Raw genomic sequence first — 19819 nt, forward strand, 5'->3', positions numbered from 1 at the left:
CCGGACCGATCAAGAAGCGCCAGAGTAAGGGGAGTTCGCCAACTGGGCCCGGAGCGAGTCGATCCGGTTGGTGGTGATGGAGTCGACCCCGTACGCGAGCAGCCGGCGCATGGTGCGCCTGGTGTCCGCCGTCCAGGCGGAGACCAGCAGCCCGTCGGAGTGGACACGGTCGGCCAGCTCGCGGCTCAGCAGCCCGAAACGGTAGTTCAGCCAGCGAGGCCGCACCGCCTCCAGCAGTACGGCACGCGGGGGCGCGAGCGTCGTCCAGGTCAGCGCGATCTCGGCCGACGGATCGGCCGCTCGCACCTTCAGCATCGCGTGCGTGTCCGCGCAGTAGTACACGCGCTCCTCCGCCCCGCACTCCCGCACCACACCGACGACCTCCTTCACGGAGGCGTCGGTCGCGCCGGGCAGGTCGACCATGATCCGCCGGTCGCCGGCGGCGGAAAGCGCCTCGCGCAGGGCGGGCACCCCGCCGCCGGTCCTCTCCTTCAACTCCCGGTGGTCCAGCCGGTCGAGGCGGACGTCATGGCCCCACAGCCGCTCCAGCGTGGAGTCGTGGAGCAGCACGGGCACCCGGTCCCGAGTGACGCGGACATCGATCTCGACCGCGTCCGCCCCCCGTTCCACGGCGGACCGGATCGAGGGGAGCGTGTTCTCGCGGGCACGGTAGGGATCGCCGCGGTGTGCCACGGCGGTGACAGAGGTGGTCATGGGGCCATTGTGTCCGGCCGGGGTCACCGGCCGGGGGCCTCCAGCCAGCTCGTCGTGTACGTGTCGATCTCGGCGGCCAGCGTCCGCTTGCCGGCCGGGTCCAGGAAGGAGGCCTCCACGGCGTTCTTCGCCAGTTCGGCCACTCCGCGCTCATCCAGGCCGAGCAGCCTGGCCGCCACCCCGTACTCGTTGTTGAGGTCGGTGCCGAACATGGGCGGGTCGTCGCTGTTGACCGTGACGAGGACGCCCGCTTCGACCATCTCCTTTATCGGGTGCTGGTCGATGTCGGCGACGGCCCGGGTGGCGATGTTCGACGTCGGGCAGACCTCCAGGGCGATGCGGTGCTCGGCGAGATGCGCCAGCAGCTTCGGGTCCTGGGTGGAGCTGGTGCCGTGGCCGATGCGCTCCGCGCGCAGCGCGGTGAGCGCGTCCCAGACGGTCCCCGGGCCCGTGGTCTCCCCGGCGTGCGGGACGGAGTGCAGGCCCTCGGCGATCGCACGGTCGAAGTAGGGCTTGAACTGCGGGCGCTCCACGCCGACCTCGGGTCCGCCCAGGCCGAAGGAGACCAACCCCTCGGGCCGCAGGTCGACAGCGAGCCGGGTCGTCTCCTCCGCGGCTTCCAGGCCGGCCTCACCCGGAATGTCGAAGCACCAGCGCAGCACGGTGCCGAGCTCGGCCTCGGCCGCCCTGCGGGCGTCCTCGATGGCCTCCATGAAGCCCTGCTCCGGGATCCCCCGGCGGGTCGAGCTGAACGGGGTCACGGTCAGCTCCGCGTACCGGATGTTCTGCCGTGCCATGTCCCTGGCGATCTCGAAGGTCAGCAGCCGGACGTCCTCGGGGGTGCGGATCAGGTCCACCACCGAGAGATAGACGTCGATGAAGTGTCCGAAGTCGGTGAAGGTGAAGAAGTCCGACAGCGCCTCCGGGTCCGTGGGGACCTTGGAGTCGGGGTGGTGGGCCGCCAGTTCGGCCACGATGCGCGGAGAGGCCGACCCCACGTGGTGCACGTGGAGCTCGGCCTTGGGAAGCCCCGCGATGAAGGGATGCAGGTCGTTCATCGAATACTCCCGGATCTCTGTTTCGGGCCGGGTGTACCGGCTGCACCGATCATCGTAGGCGGGGCCCTGCGGGCGGATGCCGGGCCGTAGCATGGCGGGACCACGATGGGGGAGGCCCATGTCAGACAACACACAGCAGCCCGGGGGCGAGGGCGCGCCGCGCGATCCGTGGGCTCCGCCGGACAGCAGGGTCGAGCTCGGCAAGCAGCCCACGGACGCCGTTCCGCCCGCTGTGCACAACCAGCCCACGGTCACGTCCATGCCGGGCGTCGACGCGGGCACCGGGCCCATACCCGGACCGGCCGGGACCTTCGGCCCCCAGCAGCCCCCTGTCCCGGCCCCGCCGGTCGGGCCGAACGGGCCGGGGGAGGCCGGGCAGTACGGCTATCCGGCCGCCCCTGCCGCGCCGTCGGCGGCGTACGGCTACCCGGCTGCTCCCGCCGCGCCCTCGGCCTCGTACGGCTACCCGGGATACCCCGGCTACGGCGGCCAGCAGCCCTGGGGCCCCGCGCCCGCGAACGGGCTGGGGACCGCTGCGATGGTCCTCGGCATCATCGCGGTGGTCGGCTTCTGCATGTGGGGGCTGGGGATCATCCTGGGCATCCTCGCCCTGATCTTCGGGATCATCGGCCGGGGCCGCGCCAAGCGCGGTGAGGCGACCAACGGGGGCATGGCCCTCGCCGGGATCATTCTGGGTTCGGTCTCGATCGTCGTCAGCGCGGTCTTCCTCGGATTCCTGATCTGGGCCATCGCCAACGACGAGTCGGGCAGCAGCTACGACTACGACGACCCCTACGCCACGTCACTGGTCGTCGGCACCTCCCGCTGACCGACGGCGCACGGCTGCCCGTGGCCGGGCCCGGGGACCGGACAGGTGTCCCGGAGCCCGGCCACGCGCCGTATCACCCCGCGCGCAGCCGCGTCCGCGCCTCCATCAGCGCGAACCCCAGCAGATTCAGACCGCGCCAGGAAGCCGGGTCCGCGGTGCGCGGATCGTCCTTGGCGAGCCCGATGCCCCATATCCGGTCCATCGGACTGGCCTCGACGAGCACGCGCTCACCGGTGCCGAGCAGGAACGCCCGCAGCGCCGGGTCCTGACCGAACTTGTGGACGCTGCCCTCGACGACCAGGGCGAACCTCTCCCGCGCCCACACGCCGTCGTCGAAGCCCTTGACCAGCCGGCCCACCTTCTTCGCCGCCGCCGGGCTGCTCGCGGACACGGCCAGGGCCTCGGCCTCCGCGTCCCCGAAGAGCCTGGCCTTGCCGGCCATCATCCAGTGCTCGGCCGAGGCGTAGGTGACCGAAGCGACCGTGAACGGCGCCGGCCACCACTGACTGAGGCAGCTCTCACCGAGCCTGCCGTCCGAGCGGGGCCGATGCCCCCAGAACGGCAGGTACTTCACGTTCTCCCCGCGGGCCGCGCGTGCCAGGAGGCCGTCCATGTGTTCCTGTCCCATGGCAGCCGAGTCTGGCATCCGCCACTGACAGCCCGTACAGGGATTTCCGTACGCACGAGACACATCGTCGACAGATTCCGTCGCGTAACCAAAAGGAAACAACGGAATCACTTGTTGGTAGAGGTGCCCTCTGTCAGGATCGGCACTCAATTCGACAAGAAGCTACGCCGCCCCTGGTCACGGGGCAGCGGAGGAGAACGTCATGGGCAACGCTTTCCAGGTGCGGGACCGCTTCGCCGAGGGTGCGCAGTACATCGGCGGACAGCTGCGTCCCGGAACATCGGGACGCCATCAGGACGTGGTGGACCCCGCGACGGGCAGCACGGTCCTGCGCTACGAGCTCGCGGGTACCGACGACGTCGACGCGGCAGTGGCCGCCGCCAGGGAGGCGTTCCCCGGCTGGTCAGGGCTGACCCCTGGCGAACGGTCGGAGGCACTGCACCGCTTCGCCGCCGTACTCGACGGGCAGGCGGAAGATTTCGCCCATGCCGAATCCCTGCAGTGCGGGAAGCCGGTCAAGCTCTCCACCGAGTTCGACGTCCCCGGCACGGTCGACAACACCTCGTTCTTCGCCGGGGCCGCCCGCCACCTCGAAGGGAAGTCGGCCGGGGAGTACAGCGGCGACCACACCTCCTACGTACGCCGCGAGGCCCTCGGCGTCATCGGCTCGATCGCGCCCTGGAACTACCCGCTCCAGATGGCCGCCTGGAAGATCCTCCCGGCCGTCGCGGCGGGCAACACCATCGTGCTGAAGCCTGCCGAGATCACGCCGCTGACCTCGCTGATGTTCGCGCAGGCCGCCACGGAGGCAGGCATCCCCGACGGCGTGATCAACATCGTCTCCGGCGCCGGCCGGGACGCGGGTGAGCACCTCGTGAGCCACCCCGACGTCGTGATGACCTCCTTCACCGGCTCCACCGCCGTCGGCAAGCGGGTCGCCGCGCTCGCCACCTCCACCGTCAAGCGCCTGCACCTGGAACTCGGCGGCAAGGCGCCCTTCCTCGTGTTCGACGACGCCGATCTCGAAGCCGCGGTACACGGAGCGGTCGCCGGGGCCCTCATCAACACGGGCCAGGACTGCACGGCCGCCACCCGCGCCTACGTCCAGCGCCCCCTCTACGACGCGTTCGTGAGCGGGGTCGCCACCCTGATGGAGAGCGTGCGGCTCGGTGACCCCTTCGACCCTTCGACCGACCTCGGTCCGCTGATCAGCCATCAGCAGCGCGACCGTGTAGCCGGATTCGTCGACCGGGCCCGCGCCTACGCCACCGTCGTCACCGGCGGCGAGGCTCCTGGGGGCGAACTCGCCGACGGCGCCTACTACCGGCCGACCCTGATCACGGGCGCCGCCCAGGACAGCGAGATCGTCAGCTCGGAGATCTTCGGACCCGTCCTGGTGGTGCTGCCCTTCGACACCGACGACGAGGGAATCCGCCTCGCCAACGACACCCCGTACGGACTGGCCGCCTCCGCCTGGAGCACCGGGCTGTACCGGGCCAACCGCGCCACCCGTGAGCTCAGGGCGGGCTGCGTGTGGATCAACGACCACATCCCGATCATCAGCGAGATGCCGCACGGCGGATACCGCGCCAGCGGCTTCGGCAAGGACATGTCGTCGTACTCCTTCGAGGAGTACACGCAGGTCAAGCACGTCATGTACGACAACACCGCGGTGGCCAGGAAGGACTGGCACCGCACCGTCTTCGGGGACCGATAGCAGCGGCCGCCGCCCGGCGGCCCCACCCACCCGGAAGGGCACACGCGTATGGAGCAGTACGAGCCCGAGCGCCTCTCCGCGCCCCAGCTGGCCGCCATGAGGCGGAGCCTCACGAACGGCAGGGGCGCCCTCACCCGCCGTTCCCTTCTGAGGGCGTCGGGCACGGCCGCCCTCGCGCTCGGCGGCCTCGGGGCGCTGAGCGCGTGCGGCATCCCGCCCGCCGAGCGGGAAGGGGACGCCGCGGCCTCCGACGACCACTCGGCAGCGGAGAAGCGGATCAACTTCTCCAACTGGACCGAGTACATGGACGTCAGCGAGGACGAGAAGAGCCGTCCGACCCTGGACGCGTTCACGAAACGCACCGGGATCGAGGTCAAGTACACCGAGGACATCAACGACAACGTCGAGTTCTTCGGGAAGATCAAGCCGCAGCTCGCGGCGGGCCAGGACACCGGCCGCGACCTCGTCATCGTGACGGACTGGCTGGCCGCACGCATCATCCGGCTCGGCTGGGCGCAGAAGCTCGACCACGCGAACCTCCCGCACGCCTTCGCCAACCTGTCGGCCCAGTTCCGCAGGCCCGACTGGGACCCGGGACGCGCCTACTCCTATCCATGGACCGGCATCCCGACCGTCATCGCCTACAACGAGAAGGCGACCGGCGGCCGGAAGGTCGACTCCGTCACCCAGCTGCTCGACGACCCGGCGCTCAAGGGCAAGGTCTCCTTCCTCTCCGAGATGCGCGACTCGGTCGGCATGACGCTCCTCGACATGGGCAAGGACCCGGGCACCTTCACCGACGCCGACTTCGACGCGGCGATCGGCCGGATGCAGAAGGGCGTCGACACGAAGCAGATACGCCGCTTCACCGGCAACGACTACACCGCGGACCTGAGCAAGGGTGACATCGCGGCCTGTGTCGCCTGGGCGGGCGACATCATCCAGCTCCAGGCGGACAACCCGGCGATCAAGTTCTCCATCCCGCCCGCCGGTTACATCACGTCGAGCGACAACATGCTGGTCCCGGCCCACGCCCGGCACAAGACCAACGCCGAGAAGCTCATGGACTACTACTACGAGCTCCCCGTCGCGGCCCAGCTCGCCGCCTACATCAACTACGTCTGCCCCGTGGACGGGGTCGCCGGCGAACTGGCGAAGATCGACGAATCGATGGCGTCCAACACGCTGATCCTCCCCGACAAGGCGATGGCCGCGAAGTCGCGGGCCTTCCGCTCCCTCAGCTCCGAGGAAGAGACGGCGTACGAGGAGAAGTTCGCCAAGCTCATCGGCGCCTGACCGGCCCGTCCCCCTCCCTTTCTCCCCCGACACCACTGGGACCGCGACCCATGACACAGCAGCAGACAGAGGGCGGCGACGTCCGTCTCACCGGGATCAGCAAGACCTACGGCTCCTTCACCGCAGTGCACCCCCTCGACCTCACCGTCCCGCAGGGCTCCTTCTTCGCGCTGCTCGGCGCGTCCGGCTGCGGCAAGACCACCACCCTGCGCATGATCGCCGGCCTGGAGGAGGCAACCACCGGCACGGTCTCGCTGGGCGGCCGCGACATCACCGGCCTGCCCCCGTACAAGCGGCCCGTCAACACCGTCTTCCAGAGCTACGCGCTCTTCCCGCACCTCGACGTCAGCGAGAACGTCGCCTTCGGGCTGCGCCGCCGCGGCATCAAGTCCGTGAAGAAGCAGGTCGGCGAGATGCTGGACCTCGTCCAGCTCGGCGACTTCGCCCGACGCAAGCCGCACCAGCTCTCCGGCGGGCAGCAGCAGCGCGTCGCCGTGGCCCGCGCGCTCATCAACCACCCCCAGGTCCTCCTCCTCGACGAGCCCCTGGGTGCCCTCGACCTCAAACTGCGCCGCCAGATGCAGCTCGAACTCAAGCGGATCCAGACCGAGGTCGGCATCACGTTCATCCACGTCACCCACGACCAGGAGGAGGCCATGACCATGGCCGACACCGTCGCGGTGATGAACGGCGGCCGCGTCGAGCAGCTCGGCGCCCCCGCCGACCTCTACGAGAACCCCCGGACCACCTTCGTGGCGAACTTCCTCGGCACCTCCAACCTCATCGAGGGGGAGATCGTCTCCACGGGTACGGACGTCGTCGTCACGGCCGGCGGCGGGAAGCTCAGGCTGCCCGGCGGGCGGTGCGCGTCCCCCGCCCGGGGCGGGGGCAAGCTGCTCGTGGGCGTCCGCCCCGAGAAGATCTCCCTCACCCACACCGCCGACGCGGCCGCGATACCCGACGGCCGCAACCGGGTCACCGGCCGTATCACCGACTCCAGCTTCATCGGCGTCTCCACGCAGTACGTCGTCGAGAGCCCGGCCGGCACGGCACTCCAGGTCTACGAGCAGAACATCGAGCGCGACAGCCGGCTCGTACCCGGCGCCGACGTCGTCCTGCACTGGAACCCCGAGCACACCTTCGGACTCGACGCGGACCAGTCCATCGACGCCGGCACGGAAGGCCTGGAGGAGGTGGCGTGAGCGTCACGAAGGCGCCACCCGCGCCCCCCGCGGAGACCGTGGCCCGCAAGCCGTCCACCCGCAGGCGGCTCGTCCCCTACTGGCTGCTGCTTCCCGGCATCCTGTGGCTGGTCGTGTTCTTCGCGCTGCCGATGGTCTACCAGGCGTCGACCTCCGTCCAGACGGGATCCCTGGAGAAGGGCTTCGAGGTCACCTGGCACTTCCGGACGTACTGGGACGCCCTGGCCGACTACTACCCGCAGTTCGTCCGGTCCCTGCTGTACGCCGGCACGGCCACGCTCCTGTGCCTGCTGCTCGGCTACCCGCTCGCCTATCTGATCGCGTTCAAGGCCGGCCGCTGGCGCAACCTGGTGCTCGTGCTGGTCGTCGCGCCGTTCTTCACCAGCTTCCTGATCCGGACGCTGGCCTGGAAGACGATCCTCGCGGACGGCGGGGCGGTCGTCGACGTGCTCGACAGCCTGCACGTCCTGGATGTCACCGCCTGGCTCGGCTGGACCGAGAACAACCGGGTCCTGGCCACCCCCATGGCCGTCGTCTGCGGTCTGACGTACAACTTCCTCCCGTTCATGATCCTTCCGCTCTACACCTCGCTGGAACGGATCGACGGCCGGCTGCACGAGGCCGCGGGCGACCTGTACGCCACCCCCGCCACCACCTTCCGCAAGGTGACGCTGCCGCTGTCCATGCCCGGCGTCGTCTCCGGCACCCTGCTGACGTTCATCCCGGCCAGCGGTGACTACGTCAACGCGGAACTCCTCGGCTCCACCGACACCAAGATGGTCGGCAGCGTCATCCAGACCCAGTTCCTGCGGGTCCTGGACTACCCGACGGCGGCCGCGCTCTCGTTCATCCTCATGGCGGTCGTCCTGCTCGTGGTCACCGTCTACATCCGCCGCTCCGGGACGGAGGACCTGGTCTGATGCCCGTACTCCGCATGCTCCGCCGGAACCTGGTCGTGATCGCGGGTCTGCTGACCCTGGCCTACATGATCCTGCCGAACATCGTCGTGATGGTCTTCTCCTTCAACCGGCCGGTGGGGCGTTTCAACTACGCCTGGCAGGAGTTCTCCCTGGACGCGTGGAAGGACCCCTGCGGCGTCGCCGACCTCTGCGGTTCGCTCTCGCTCTCGCTGCGGATCGCCGTCTGGGCGACCGTCGGGGCCACCGTGCTCGGCACGATGATCGCCTTCGCGCTGGTCCGCTACCGCTTCAGGGCGCGCGGCGCGATCAACTCCCTGATCTTCCTGCCGATGGCGATGCCCGAGGTCGTCATGGCGGCGTCGCTGCTGACGCTCTTCCTCAACATGGGCGCCGAGCTCGGCTTCTGGACCGTCCTCATCGCCCACGTCATGTTCTGTCTCAGCTTCGTGGTGACGGCGGTCAAGGCGCGTGTGATGTCGATGGACCCGAGGCTGGAGGAGGCCGCCCGCGATCTGTACGCGGGACCCGTGCAGACCTTCGTCCGGGTGACGCTCCCGATCGCCGCCCCAGGAATCGCCGCGGGAGCGCTGCTCGCCTTCGCGCTCTCCTTCGACGATTTCATCATCACCAATTTCAACGCGGGCTCCACGGTGACGTTCCCCATGTTCGTCTGGGGCTCGGCGCAGCGAGGCACACCCGTGCAGATCAACGTCATCGGCACGGCGATGTTCGTCATCGCCGTGGCGGTCGTTCTCGTCGGACAGCTCATTGCGAACCGGCGCAGAAGCAACGCGGGAAAGTGAAAACGAAGGAGTTGGAAACCATGGCGCCGGATGCCATGCGTACTGCCGCACACTCGCTCTCCGAAGCGCGCCCCCTGTCCTACTGGCTCGACGACCCGGGGAAGCCGGAAGCCCGCCCCACCCTGACCGGCGACGAGCGGTGCGATCTCCTGGTCGTCGGCGGCGGTTACAGCGGCCTGTGGACCGCGCTGATCGCCAAGGAACGGGACCCCGGGCGCGATGTCGTCCTCATCGAGGGCCATGAGGTGGGCTGGGCCGCTTCGGGCCGCAACGGCGGTTTCTGCGCCGCCTCGCTGACCCACGGCCTGGCCAACGGTCTGGAGCGCTGGCCGGACGAGATCGGGAAGCTGGAGGAGCTGGGCACGCGGAACCTCGACGCCATCGAGGCGGCCGTCGCCCGCTACTCCCTCGACTGCGAGTTCGAGCGCACCGGTGAGATCGATGTGGCGACCCAGCCCCACCAGCTCGACGAGCTGCGGGAATGGCACCTCCGGGCCGAGGGCCTCGGCCTCGGGGGCCTCGAATTCCTGGACCGCGACCAGGTGCGCGCGGAAGTCGACTCACCGACATTCCTGGGCGGACTGCTGGACCGGCGTGGCGTCGCCATGCTGCACCCGGCGAAGCTCGCCTGGGGTCTGAAGGAGGCGTGCACCGGCCTCGGCGTACGGATCTACGAGCACACCCCGGGCCTCGAAATCGCCCGGTCGGGCGCGGGCACGGCGGTGCGCACCCCGTACGGCAGGGTGTTCGCCCGGGACGTCGCGCTCGGTACGAACGTCTTCCCGTCGCTGGTGAGGCGGGTGCGCCCGTACACGGTCCCGGTGTACGACTACGCGCTGATGACGGAGCCGCTGAGCGCGGACCAGCTCGCCTCCGTCGGCTGGCGCAACCGTCAGGGGCTCGGCGACAGCGCCAACCAGTTCCACTATTTCCGGCTCTCCGCGGACAACCGGATCCTGTGGGGTGGATACGACGCCGTATATCCGTACGGTGGCCGGCTGAACGCGTCGCTGGACCAGCGGCCGGAGACCTTCCTGAAACTCGCCGGGCAGTTCTTCGAGTGCTTTCCCCAATTGACGGGCGTGCGATTCAGCCATGCCTGGGGCGGTGCGATCGACACGTGCTCCCGATTCTCCGCCTTCTTCGGTACGGCCCACCGCGGCCGGGTCGCGTATGCCGCCGGATACACCGGACTGGGCGTCGGAGCCACGCGTTTCGGAGCCGAGGTCATGCTCGACCTCCTCTCGGGGCGGGAGACCGGGCGGACCGCGCTCGGCATGGTCCGCTCCAAGCCGATGCCCTTCCCGCCGGAGCCGTTCGCCTGGACCGGGATCGAGCTCACCAAGAGGTCCCTGGCCCGGGCGGACAGCCATGGCGGGCACCGCAACCTGTGGCTGCGGACCATGGACCGGCTGGGGCTGGGCTTCGACAGCTGAGCCCGGCCCGGGGCTGCCGGCGGGGGCGGCCCTCCGGGACGCGGAAGCCTCGCCGACGTGACCGGGCTCACTCTCATCAGCGGGGCCGACCCGCGTCATGATCCGGCTCCGCCCCCCTCTCCCTCCCGTACGCACCGGCATCGGCCGCCGGTGCCCACGGGAAGGGAAGGTGGCCCATGACCCGCACGGGGGCGGAGGCCGCGGTCGTCTGGCTCGCATCGGTGGCGCCGGATCCGAGGGCCTGCCGGAGGGAGTGGGAGCGCAACCCCCAGGGGATGGCGCTGCTTCCCGCCGGAAGGCGCTGGGACGTGCTGCTCGTTCCGGGGGAGCTGGGCTATCCCACGCTCGACGTGCTGACCCGGCTCCTCGACAGGCCGGGGCCCGTCCTCGCGGACTTCGGCGAGGCCCGGATGGGTTTCTTCGTGCCCCCGGGGACGGCGGCCCGCTGGGTCGGGACGGGCATCCGCGGGGTCGGCGAGGGGACGTGGATCGTCGTCCCCCGGCCGGGCAGCACCGTGGGCGGGGTGCGATGGCTGATCCCGCCGGACGGCTCGGGCACGCTCACCGACGCGACCCTTCTGGAACTGGCCCTGCACGAGGCCGCGGCGGCCAGGGGCTCGCGCGACGGCGGAGGGTGAGGCACCGCCAGAGGTCTTGACAACCTGATTGGTCTGGACCATGTTGTGCACCACTCAATTCCCCCCTGCGTGGAGGCTGTTGTGGAACGCACCGGATCCAGACCACCCGTCCGTCTCTCCGGACCCATCGCGGTCCTCTCGGCCGCCCTGCTCGCCGTCGGCGCCCTGGTCGCCACGGCGCCGGCCGCCGGAGCGGCCGACGTGGATCTGGCGAGCAACGGCGGCTTCGAAGCGGGACTGGACGGCTGGAGCTGCACCGCCGGCAGCGGTGCGGCCGTCAGCACGCCCGTGCACAGCGGCACCTCGGCCCTCAAGGCGACACCGGCGGGCAGCGACAATGCCCGCTGCTCCCAGACGGTGACCGTGAAGCCCGACTCCACCTACACGCTGGGCGCGTGGGTGCAGGGCAGCTACGTCTATCTCGGGGCGTCCGGCACCGGGACCACCGATGTCTCCACCTGGACCCAGTCGGCCGGGGCGTACAAGCAGCTCACCACCAGCTTCCGGACCGGCCCCGCGACCACGTCGGTGACGGTCTACACCCACGGCTGGTACGGCACCCCCGCCTACTACGCCGACGACCTCACCCTGACCGGCCCGGGCGGTGACCCCGTCGCCGTGCCCGCCACCCCCACCGGACTGCGGGCCGGCACGGCCACCGCGTCCTCCGTCCCGCTGTCCTGGTCGGCGTCCGCCGGAGCCACCGGCTACCGCGTCTACCGCGGCGGTACGAAGATCCTGGACACCACCGGAACCTCGGCGACCGTCACCGGGCTGACCGCCTCGTCCGCGTACAGCTTCCAGGTCAGTGCGGTCAACGCCGCCGGTGAGTCGGCGAAGTCGGCGGCCGTGGGCGTCACCACCGCCACGGGCGGCGGGGGAGGGGGCGACGCCGGTCTCCCGGCCCACGCCCTCGTCGGCTATCTGCACTCCAGCTTCGCCAACGGCTCCGGATACACGCGGATGGCCGACGTCCCCGGCTCGTGGGACGTCATCAACCTCGCCTTCGGCGAGCCGACGTCCGTGACGTCCGGCGACATCCGCTTCTCGCTCTGCCCCGTGGCCGAGTGCCCGAACGTGGAGAGCGAGGCGGAGTTCAAGGCCGCCATCAAGGCCAAGCAGGCCGCGGGCAAGAAGGTCCTGATCTCCATCGGCGGCCAGAACGGCCAGGTCCAGCTCAGCTCGACCGCCGCCCGTGACGCCTTCGTCTCCTCGGTGTCCAAGATCATCGACACCTACGGTCTGGACGGCCTGGACATCGACTTCGAGGGCCACTCGCTCTCGCTGAACACCGGCGACACCGACTTCCGCAGCCCCACGACCCCGGTGATCGTGAACCTCATCTCCGCGGTGAAGTCCCTCAAGGCCAAGTACGGCGACGACTTCGTCCTCACCATGGCCCCCGAGACCTTCTTCGTGCAGCTCGGCTACCAGTACTACGGCTCCGGCCCCTGGGGCGGCCAGGACCCGCGCGCCGGCGCCTACCTGCCCGTCATCCACGCCCTGCGGGACGACCTCACCCTGCTGCACGTCCAGGACTACAACTCGGGTTCGATCATGGGTCTGGACAACCAGTACCACTCCATGGGCGGCGCCGACTTCCACATCGCCATGACCGACATGCTGCTCACCGGCTTCCCGGTCGCGGGTGACCAGGCCAAGGTCTTCCCGGCGCTCCGTCCCGAACAGGTCGCCTTCGGCCTTCCGGCCTCCACCCCGGCGGGCAACGGCCACACCTCACCGGCCGAGGTCACCAAGGCGCTGAACTGCCTGACGAAGAAGACCGACTGCGGCTCGTACCCGACCCACGGCACCTGGTCGGGGCTGCGAGGGCTCATGACGTGGTCCATCAACTGGGACCGCTTCAACAACTGGGAGTTCTCGAAGAACTTCGACGCCTACTTCGGCGGCTGACCGTTCCTCGTGCCCGCCCGCAGGGCGAGCAGCAGCATTCCGCCGACGCACCAGGCGGCCACCACGTCCAGCGGCCAGTGGTAGCCGCGCAGCACCAGACCGACGCTCGTCGCCGCCGTGAGCAGGACGGCGGCGACGGGCGTCACCCAGGGCCGCTTCAGGTGCGGGGCCAGCAGCAGGGCCGCGGCCCCGTACGCCACCATCGCCGTGGTCGTGTGACCCGAGGGGTAGTAGCCCGTCGCCTCGGTCAGCGGCCCCTGACGGTCCGTCCACAGCTTGAGCGGGACGACGAGCGCCGGGACGGCCGCCATGGTCACGACGGCGTACACCGCCGCACGCCTGGCGCGGCGGAACCAGGCGAGGAGGACCGCGCACGCCAGCACGGGAAGGGCGACCTGCATGTTGCCGAGGTCGGCGAAGAGGTCCGCGAGCGGTGCGGGGCCCCGCCCGGCCAGCTCCAGGCCGAGGCGCTCGTCGGGATCCAGCAGCGGGCCGTCGGCCAGCACCTGCCAGGTGATCACGAGGAAGAGCGCCAGCAGGGCACCGGCAGCGGGAACGAGAAGAACCGGCCACCGGGGAACAGGGGGGATTGTTCCGAGGTGGCCGGTCGGATCGGGTTGCCGCGCGCCCCGGGGGGTGTGGGGCGGGCGGCCATCCGATCGGTGAGGAGTCCCGGAGCCCGAAGCTCCAGCGGTGTGCGCGATGGCACGGCCGGTACGGCGCTGGGGGAGCCCCGGCCCGGCATCACCCGCAGTCCCCTGCGGGCGGGGTGTTTCTCTCATCTGGGGAAACCGTACGTCAGAGGAAGGAGGCACCGGAAGTGACAACGGTATCCCGCCATCGCCCCCGCACACCTTCTTCACACGCCCTCACCCGGGCCCCGGTCGTCACCGCCCAGGCGCCCGGTTGCTTCGTACGGCTCAGAGGGTCGCGAACGCCTGCTCGATGATGTCCAGGCCCTCGTTCAGGAGGTCCTCGCCGATGACGAGCGGAGGCAGGAAGCGGAGCACGTTGCCGTAGGTGCCACACGTCAGCACCAGCAGGCCCTCCGCGTGGCAGGCCTTGGCCAGAGCCCCCGCGGCGGCCGCGTCGGGCTCCTTCGTGCCGGACTTCACCAGCTCGATCGCGATCATGGCCCCACGGCCGCGGATGTCCCCGATGATGTCGCCGTTCGGGAGCTTGGACCGCATCTCGGCGAGGCGGCCCTTCATGACCTCCTCGATGCGCCTGGCCTTCCCGTTCAGGTCCAGCTCGCGCATCGTCTCGATGGCGCCGAGCGCACCCGCGCAGGCCACCGGGTTGCCGCCGTACGTCCCGCCGAGGCCGCCGGCGTGGGCCGCGTCCATGATCTCGGCGCGGCCGGTCACCGCGGAGAGCGGGAGGCCGCCCGCGATGCCCTTGGCCGTGGTGATCAGGTCGGGCACGATGCCCTCGTCCTCGCAGGCGAACCACTGGCCGGTGCGGCAGAAGCCCGACTGGATCTCGTCCGCGACGAAGACGATGCCGTTCTCCTTCGCGAACTGCGCGATCGCCGGGAGGAAGCCCTTGGCCGGCTCGATGAAGCCGCCCTCGCCGAGGACCGGCTCGATGATGATCGCGGCGACGTTGTCGGCGCCGATCTGCTTGGTGATCTCGTCGATGGCCTGCGCGGACGCCTCGGCGCCGGCGTTCTCGGCGCCGGTCGGCCAGCGGTAGCCGTACGCCACCGGCACGCGGTACACCTCGGGTGCGAAGGGACCGAAGCCCTGCTTGTACGGCATGTTCTTCGCCGTCAGCGCCATCGTGAGGTTCGTCCGGCCGTGGTAGCCGTGGTCGAAGACGACGACCGCGGTGCGCTTGGTGTACGCACGGGCGATCTTCACGGCGTTCTCGACGGCCTCGGCGCCCGAGTTGAACAGTGCCGACTTCTTGGCGTGGTCGCCCGGAGTCAGCTCCGCGAGCTGCTCGCAGACCTCGACGTACCCCTCGTACGGCGTGACCATGAAACAGGTGTGGGTGAAGTCGGCGAGCTGCGCCGAGGCGCGGCGTACGACGGCCTCGGCGGAGGCGCCCACCGAGGTCACGGCGATACCGGAACCGAAGTCGATCAGCCGGTTGCCGTCCACGTCCTCGATGATTCCGCCGCCCGCCCGAGCGGTGAAGACCGGCAGCGTGGAACCCACACCTGCGGCGACCGCCGCGACACGGCGGGCCTGCAGCTCGGCCGACTTCGGGCCGGGGATGGCGGTGACGACGCGGCGCTCCTGCGGGATGTCGGACATGCGGGGCTCCTGGGGGTGTTTCGGACGCTTCTGTTTCTGCAGGCTAGGGGCGGGTGCGGGCAGCGGTCATGCTCCGATCGGGAGTGGTGGGGGCGTGTCCTTGTCCGTGACGGACAGATGCTCCGGCGGCGTCACCGGCGGCGCCCCCGCCGGGTCATCCGGCCGCATGGCTGAACTCCCCGTGCCCGGGCACTAGATTGGCCGTGCAGAGGCGGGACCTGGCTGGTCAGGGGGCAGCGGTTCATGGACACCGAAGGCACGTACGACGCACGCGGCACGGGCGCGGACCGGGTGCCCCGTCCGGCTGGGCCACCACCCGCGGCGCCGCCGCCCCCCGCGTATGCCCCGCACCCCAGGCGCCCGCCCACGGCGGAGGCGGGTGTCGAGGAATGGCTGCGCACCCCACGCCCCGTCCGGGAACCGGGCGTATGGCGTTACGGGCACACCCCGCGCCCGCCCGAGAAGCCCGAGGGGGTGTCCGACCGCTCGCTGCTGGTCGGGGTGCTCATCTCCGTACTCAGCGGGCTGCTTGTCTGGTCCCTCTGGCGCAACGGGTACATCCCCTACCGGCTCGTCCCGCTGAAGCTGTTCACGCCCGGCGACTGGTGGTACGCCGGTACGTTCGGCGGCCCCCGGACGATCGAGGGCGCCGACGCCCTCACGGTCTACGAGGCCGTGCTCTTCGGACTGCTGGTCTACGGCTGCGCGCGGCTGGGCAACTGGTCCGAGATCTTCCGGCGCCACGTCGCGGGCCGGGGGCAGCCCTTCCTCGGGCTGGCCACCGCCGCCGGAGGGGCCCTCGCCCAGCTCCTCGTGTGGAAGGACGCCGTGCCGCTCGTCCGGCCGGTGCTGATCCTCGTCGCCTCGGTCGCGGGCGGTGAGATCTACCAGAGCCAGGCCGTGGTCAATGTGATCTACACCCTGATCGCGCTCGGGGTGCTCTGGCCGTTCGCCCGCCTGGGCCAGTGGCGCGCGCTGATCGCCGGCCGGTTCGGGAAGGGCGCCCCCACGGCACCCGAGGCCCCTGCCGGGCCGCCCGACGCACCCACCCCCGAGCAGTGGCCCGAGCTCCGCGCGGCAGGCCGGACGGACGCCGCCGACGCCCTCACGGCCGAGGTGCGCACCGGCCGCATGAACGACGTCGACATCGCACGCCTGCGCCACGCCTGGACCGTCGGCCGGGGGCACCCGGAGCGTCTCGCCGCGCTCACCGAGGCCGTCCTGCGCACCGGCGGCGCCGCCGCGCTCCATCCCTCGGGCGCCCGGGACCTGCCGCGTCGCACCGCCCGGCACGATCTGCTGACCGGTCAGGTGCGGCTCGGCAGCTGCGCCGACGACCCGCACAACCCGTACGCCCGGCGAGGCTCCGGACTCGCCCTGGAACCCGCGCTGCTCGGCACCTCGCTGCTCGCGGTCGGGCCGCCCGGAGCGGGCAAGTCCGCCCGGCTGGTGCGGCCGGTCGTGGAATCGCTCGCCCTGCAGGCACTCGCCGGCCGGGCAGCGGTGCTCGCCGTAGGAGCGGCCGGGGCCGAGCTCGGCCCGGACGACGCGTTCGACGTCGTGGTGCGGATCGGTGACCCGGCCTCCGCGCACGACTTCGACCTGTACGGCGGCACGACCGACCCCGACGAGGCCGCGAGTGTGCTCGCGGAAGGGCTGGTCGGCGACGTGACCCACCTGGACAGCAGGCGTGCCGCCACCGTGCTCGCCCAGCTGCTCGGCCCCTACCGCGCGGTCCACGGGCACTTCCCCGGGGTACCGGCGCTCCGCGAGCTCCTGGACGGCGACGCCGCCGCGATCGACGCGCTGCGGGAGACGCTCGGGTCAGGCGGCCACCAGGCCATGCTGCGCGAGCTGGAGGCCCGCACCCGGCAGAGGGGTGGGGCGGGGGATCCCGGGCCGGTGCTCGCCGACCGGATCGCGCTCCTCGACCGGCCCGCGTTCGCACCGTTCTTCGCCACCGGGGCGGGGGCCCGGCCCTTCTCGCTGCGGTCACTCGAACACCTGCCGCTCCGGGTCAGGATCGACCTTCCGGAGCGGGCGCACGCCGAGGCGTCACGGTTGCTCGCGCGGCTGGTCCTCGCCCAGTTCACCGCGATCGCCGCCGCCCGCACCGACCGGTCGCTCTTCGTCTGTCTGGTGCTGGACGACGCCACGCAGGCCGTCACCGCGGAGACCGTCCGGGGGATCCGGCGGCTGCGGTCGGTCAACGCCGGAGCGGTCCTGACCCTGCGCACCGTCGACGACGTCCCCGAGGGGCTGCACACCGCGCTCCTCGGCGCGGTCGGCTGCTGCATGGCCTTCAGCGGGGTCACCACCTGGGACGGCAAGCGCTTCTCCGAGGCCTGGGGCAAGGAGTGGGTGGAGACCCGTGAGGTCGCCCAGCACGCGGTCTTCGCGGACCAGCCGTTCACCCGCGCCCTGCACGGGCTGCGCAAGCTCGTCACCGGCAAGGCCGTGACCAGGGACGCCGTGACCGTGCGGCGGGTCGAACGGGAGCGCTGGTCCGCCTCGGAGCTGGCCTACGAGCTGCCCGCGGGCCACGCGGTCCTGTCCCTGACGTCGGTGGACGGCGAGCACGCGCCGCCGCTCCTGGTGGAGCTGGGCGGCTGAGCGGGCGGCCGCGAGGTTACGGGGACCCTGCCGCCCTGGCAGAATTGGCATCGTCCGTCTGTACGGGGCGGCGCATTCGAGCCGCTCGCGCAGAGCGGCGCCATCGAGCCGCCCGCCCGGGCGGTGCCATCGACTCCAGAGGTCCGGCGGTCCCATGCCACCCACTCTCGCCTCCCTCGTCCAGCACTCGGCGCTCAAGCTCACCGTCCGGGCCGGCGCCGACCGGCTCGCCACCCCCGTGCGCTGGGCGCACGCGAGTGAGCTCGCCGACCCGGTCCCGTACATGGACGGCGGCGAGCTGCTCCTCGTCACCGCGACCAACCTCGACGCCCGGGACCCGGGGACGATGCGCCGGTACGTACAGCGGCTGGCCGGTGCGGGGATCGCGGGCCTCGGTTTCGCCGTGGGGGTCACCTACGACGAGATTCCGCCGGCGCTCGTGGACGCCGCCGAGGAGGCCGGGCTGCCGCTCCTGGAGGTCCCCCGGCGCACACCGTTCCTCGCCATCAGCAAGGCGGTGTCCGCCGCGATCGCCGCGGACCAGTACCGGTCGGTCACGGCCGGCTTCGACGCCCAGCGGGAACTGACCCGGGCCGCGGTCGCCGGGGACGGACCCGCGGAGCTGCTCACCCGCCTCGCCGCGCACGTCGACGGGTGGGCCGCCCTGTACGACTCCTCGGGCGCCGTCGTCGCCGCCGCTCCCGACTGGGCGGCACGCCGCGCCGCCCGGCTCACCCCCGAGGTGGAGCGGCTGAGGGACCGCCCCGCCCCGGCCAGCGTGGTCGTCGGCGACAGCGAGAGCGACGACCGGGTCGAACTCCAGTCCCTGGGCGCCGGCCGCCGGAACCGCGGTGCGCTGGCCGTCGGCACGGGGGCGGCGCTCGGCACGGCCGAGCGCTACGCGGTGCACTCCGCGGTCGCCCTGCTGACCCTGACCACGGCCCGCTCCCGCGCACTCCAGGGCGCGGAGCAGCGCCTCGGCGCCGCGATCCTGCGCATGCTGCTGGCGGGGGAGTCGGACCACGCCCGCGCCGTCGCCGGGGATCTGTACGGCGGGCTGCTCGACGCCCCCTTCCGGCTCCTGATCGCGGAGTCGCAGGCGCCCGCCGGGACGGATCTGCTCGCCGAGTCGATGGAAGCCGCCGCATCCCGGTCCGGCGAGACCCTCCTGATGGTGCCCGAGGGTGAACGCCTCGTGGTGCTGGCCGCGGACGGCGGTGCGGCGGTCGAAGCCGGCGCGGCCCACGCCAGGGCCGCGGGCGACCCGCCGGTCCGCGAACCTGGCGCCGAGGACACCGACGTGGTCGTCGGCATGTCCGCGCCCTCCGGCCCGATCGCCGTCTCCGCCGCGTACAAACAGGCCGAACAGGCGCTCTCGGTCGCCCGCCGCCGCGGCAGGACCATCGTCGAGCACGAGGAGCTCGCGGCCGGCTCCGTCCTGCCGCTCCTCGCCGACGACGCCGTACGGGCCTTCGCCGACGGGATGCTCCGGCCGCTGCAGGAACACGACGCGAAGGGCCGCGGCGATCTGGTCGCCTCCCTTCGCGCCTGGCTCTCCCGGCACGGCCAGTGGGACGCCGCCGCAGCCGACCTGGGCGTCCACCGCCACACCCTGCGCTACCGCATGCGCCGGGTGGAGGAGATCCTGGGCCGTTCGCTCGACGACCCGGACGTCCGGATGGAGCTCTGGCTGGCCCTCAAGGCGACGGCCGCCTCCTCGGGGACGCAGTAACTCCGTCCGGCTCCGACAAACCGGCGTACCGGCCTTCCGCTCCACTCCACCGCGGACA

At 71.4% G+C, this 19819-nt stretch carries 16 protein-coding genes; 11 read left to right on the forward strand and 5 right to left on the reverse strand.

Annotated features, from left to right (window positions below; genetic code table 11):
* Positions 1–9: 9 nt before the first annotated feature.
* A complete protein-coding gene (locus ACIQM3_RS06910; RefSeq protein WP_401619691.1) occupies positions 10–714 on the reverse strand; it encodes a glycerophosphodiester phosphodiesterase in 705 nt (234 codons plus the stop codon).
* Positions 715–737: 23 nt separating this feature from the next.
* Positions 738–1772, reverse strand: coding sequence for an adenosine deaminase (locus ACIQM3_RS06915; protein ID WP_401619694.1), 1035 nt, complete (start codon positions 1770–1772; stop codon positions 738–740).
* 118 nt (positions 1773–1890) lie between these two features.
* Between ACIQM3_RS06915 and ACIQM3_RS06920 the strand changes: the two genes are divergently transcribed.
* The gene (locus ACIQM3_RS06920) at positions 1891–2601 is read left to right on the forward strand and encodes a DUF4190 domain-containing protein (protein WP_401619697.1); all 711 of its coding nucleotides are present in this window, start codon (positions 1891–1893) and stop codon (positions 2599–2601) included.
* Positions 2602–2674: 73 nt separating this feature from the next.
* On the opposite strand, the gene ACIQM3_RS06925 is transcribed toward ACIQM3_RS06920, so the two are convergent.
* Complete coding sequence (locus tag ACIQM3_RS06925; RefSeq protein WP_401620051.1) at positions 2675–3214, reverse strand: NADAR family protein; 540 nt, start codon at positions 3212–3214, stop codon at positions 2675–2677.
* Positions 3215–3431: 217 nt separating this feature from the next.
* Between ACIQM3_RS06925 and ACIQM3_RS06930 the strand changes: the two genes are divergently transcribed.
* From ACIQM3_RS06930 to ACIQM3_RS06965, 8 genes are all read left to right on the forward strand, one after another.
* Positions 3432–4946 carry a gamma-aminobutyraldehyde dehydrogenase gene (locus tag ACIQM3_RS06930; protein WP_401619700.1) on the forward strand — a complete coding sequence of 505 codons (1515 nt, stop codon included), beginning with the start codon at positions 3432–3434 and terminating at the stop codon, positions 4944–4946.
* A gap of 48 nt (positions 4947–4994) precedes the next feature.
* On the forward strand, positions 4995–6242 hold the full coding sequence (locus ACIQM3_RS06935; protein ID WP_401619703.1) for a spermidine/putrescine ABC transporter substrate-binding protein: 1248 nt from the start codon (positions 4995–4997) through the stop codon (positions 6240–6242).
* A gap of 50 nt (positions 6243–6292) precedes the next feature.
* Complete coding sequence (locus ACIQM3_RS06940) at positions 6293–7444, forward strand: ABC transporter ATP-binding protein (protein ID WP_401619706.1); 1152 nt, start codon at positions 6293–6295, stop codon at positions 7442–7444.
* Complete coding sequence (locus ACIQM3_RS06945) at positions 7441–8364, forward strand: ABC transporter permease (protein ID WP_401619709.1); 924 nt, start codon at positions 7441–7443, stop codon at positions 8362–8364. The genes ACIQM3_RS06940 and ACIQM3_RS06945 overlap by 4 nt, the downstream gene beginning before the upstream one ends.
* Complete coding sequence (locus tag ACIQM3_RS06950; RefSeq protein WP_401619712.1) at positions 8364–9167, forward strand: ABC transporter permease; 804 nt, start codon at positions 8364–8366, stop codon at positions 9165–9167. Before ACIQM3_RS06945 ends, ACIQM3_RS06950 begins: the two co-directional genes overlap by 1 nt.
* A gap of 20 nt (positions 9168–9187) precedes the next feature.
* Positions 9188–10603 carry an NAD(P)/FAD-dependent oxidoreductase gene (locus ACIQM3_RS06955; RefSeq protein ID WP_401619715.1) on the forward strand — a complete coding sequence of 472 codons (1416 nt, stop codon included), beginning with the start codon at positions 9188–9190 and terminating at the stop codon, positions 10601–10603.
* A gap of 176 nt (positions 10604–10779) precedes the next feature.
* A complete protein-coding gene (locus ACIQM3_RS06960) occupies positions 10780–11241 on the forward strand; it encodes a hypothetical protein (protein WP_401619717.1) in 462 nt (153 codons plus the stop codon).
* An 81-nt stretch (positions 11242–11322) separates the two neighbouring features.
* Positions 11323–13155 (forward strand): chitinase, encoded by a 1833-nt coding sequence (locus tag ACIQM3_RS06965; protein ID WP_401619720.1) that lies wholly within the window; start codon positions 11323–11325, stop codon positions 13153–13155.
* Here the strand turns inward: ACIQM3_RS06965 and ACIQM3_RS06970 are convergent.
* Entirely contained in the window at positions 13140–13676 is a 537-nt protein-coding gene (locus tag ACIQM3_RS06970) for a phosphatase PAP2 family protein (protein ID WP_401619723.1), read from the reverse strand. The genes ACIQM3_RS06965 and ACIQM3_RS06970 overlap by 16 nt on opposite strands.
* A 399-nt stretch (positions 13677–14075) precedes the next feature.
* Positions 14076–15416, reverse strand: coding sequence for a 4-aminobutyrate--2-oxoglutarate transaminase (gene gabT / locus ACIQM3_RS06975; protein ID WP_401619726.1), 1341 nt, complete (start codon positions 15414–15416; stop codon positions 14076–14078).
* Positions 15417–15659: 243 nt separating this feature from the next.
* On the opposite strand from gabT, the gene ACIQM3_RS06980 reads away from it, so the two are divergent.
* Positions 15660–18029 carry an ATP/GTP-binding protein gene (locus ACIQM3_RS06980; RefSeq protein ID WP_401619729.1) on the forward strand — a complete coding sequence of 790 codons (2370 nt, stop codon included), beginning with the start codon at positions 15660–15662 and terminating at the stop codon, positions 18027–18029.
* 154 nt (positions 18030–18183) lie between these two features.
* Positions 18184–19761, forward strand: a complete 1578-nt coding sequence (locus tag ACIQM3_RS06985) for a PucR family transcriptional regulator (protein ID WP_401619732.1) — start codon at positions 18184–18186, stop codon at positions 19759–19761.
* Positions 19762–19819 lie beyond the last annotated feature (58 nt).

Source organism: Streptomyces sp. NPDC091271, from assembly GCF_044757505.1.
In the GTDB taxonomy this organism is placed as follows: Bacteria; Actinomycetota; Actinomycetes; order Streptomycetales; family Streptomycetaceae; genus Streptomyces.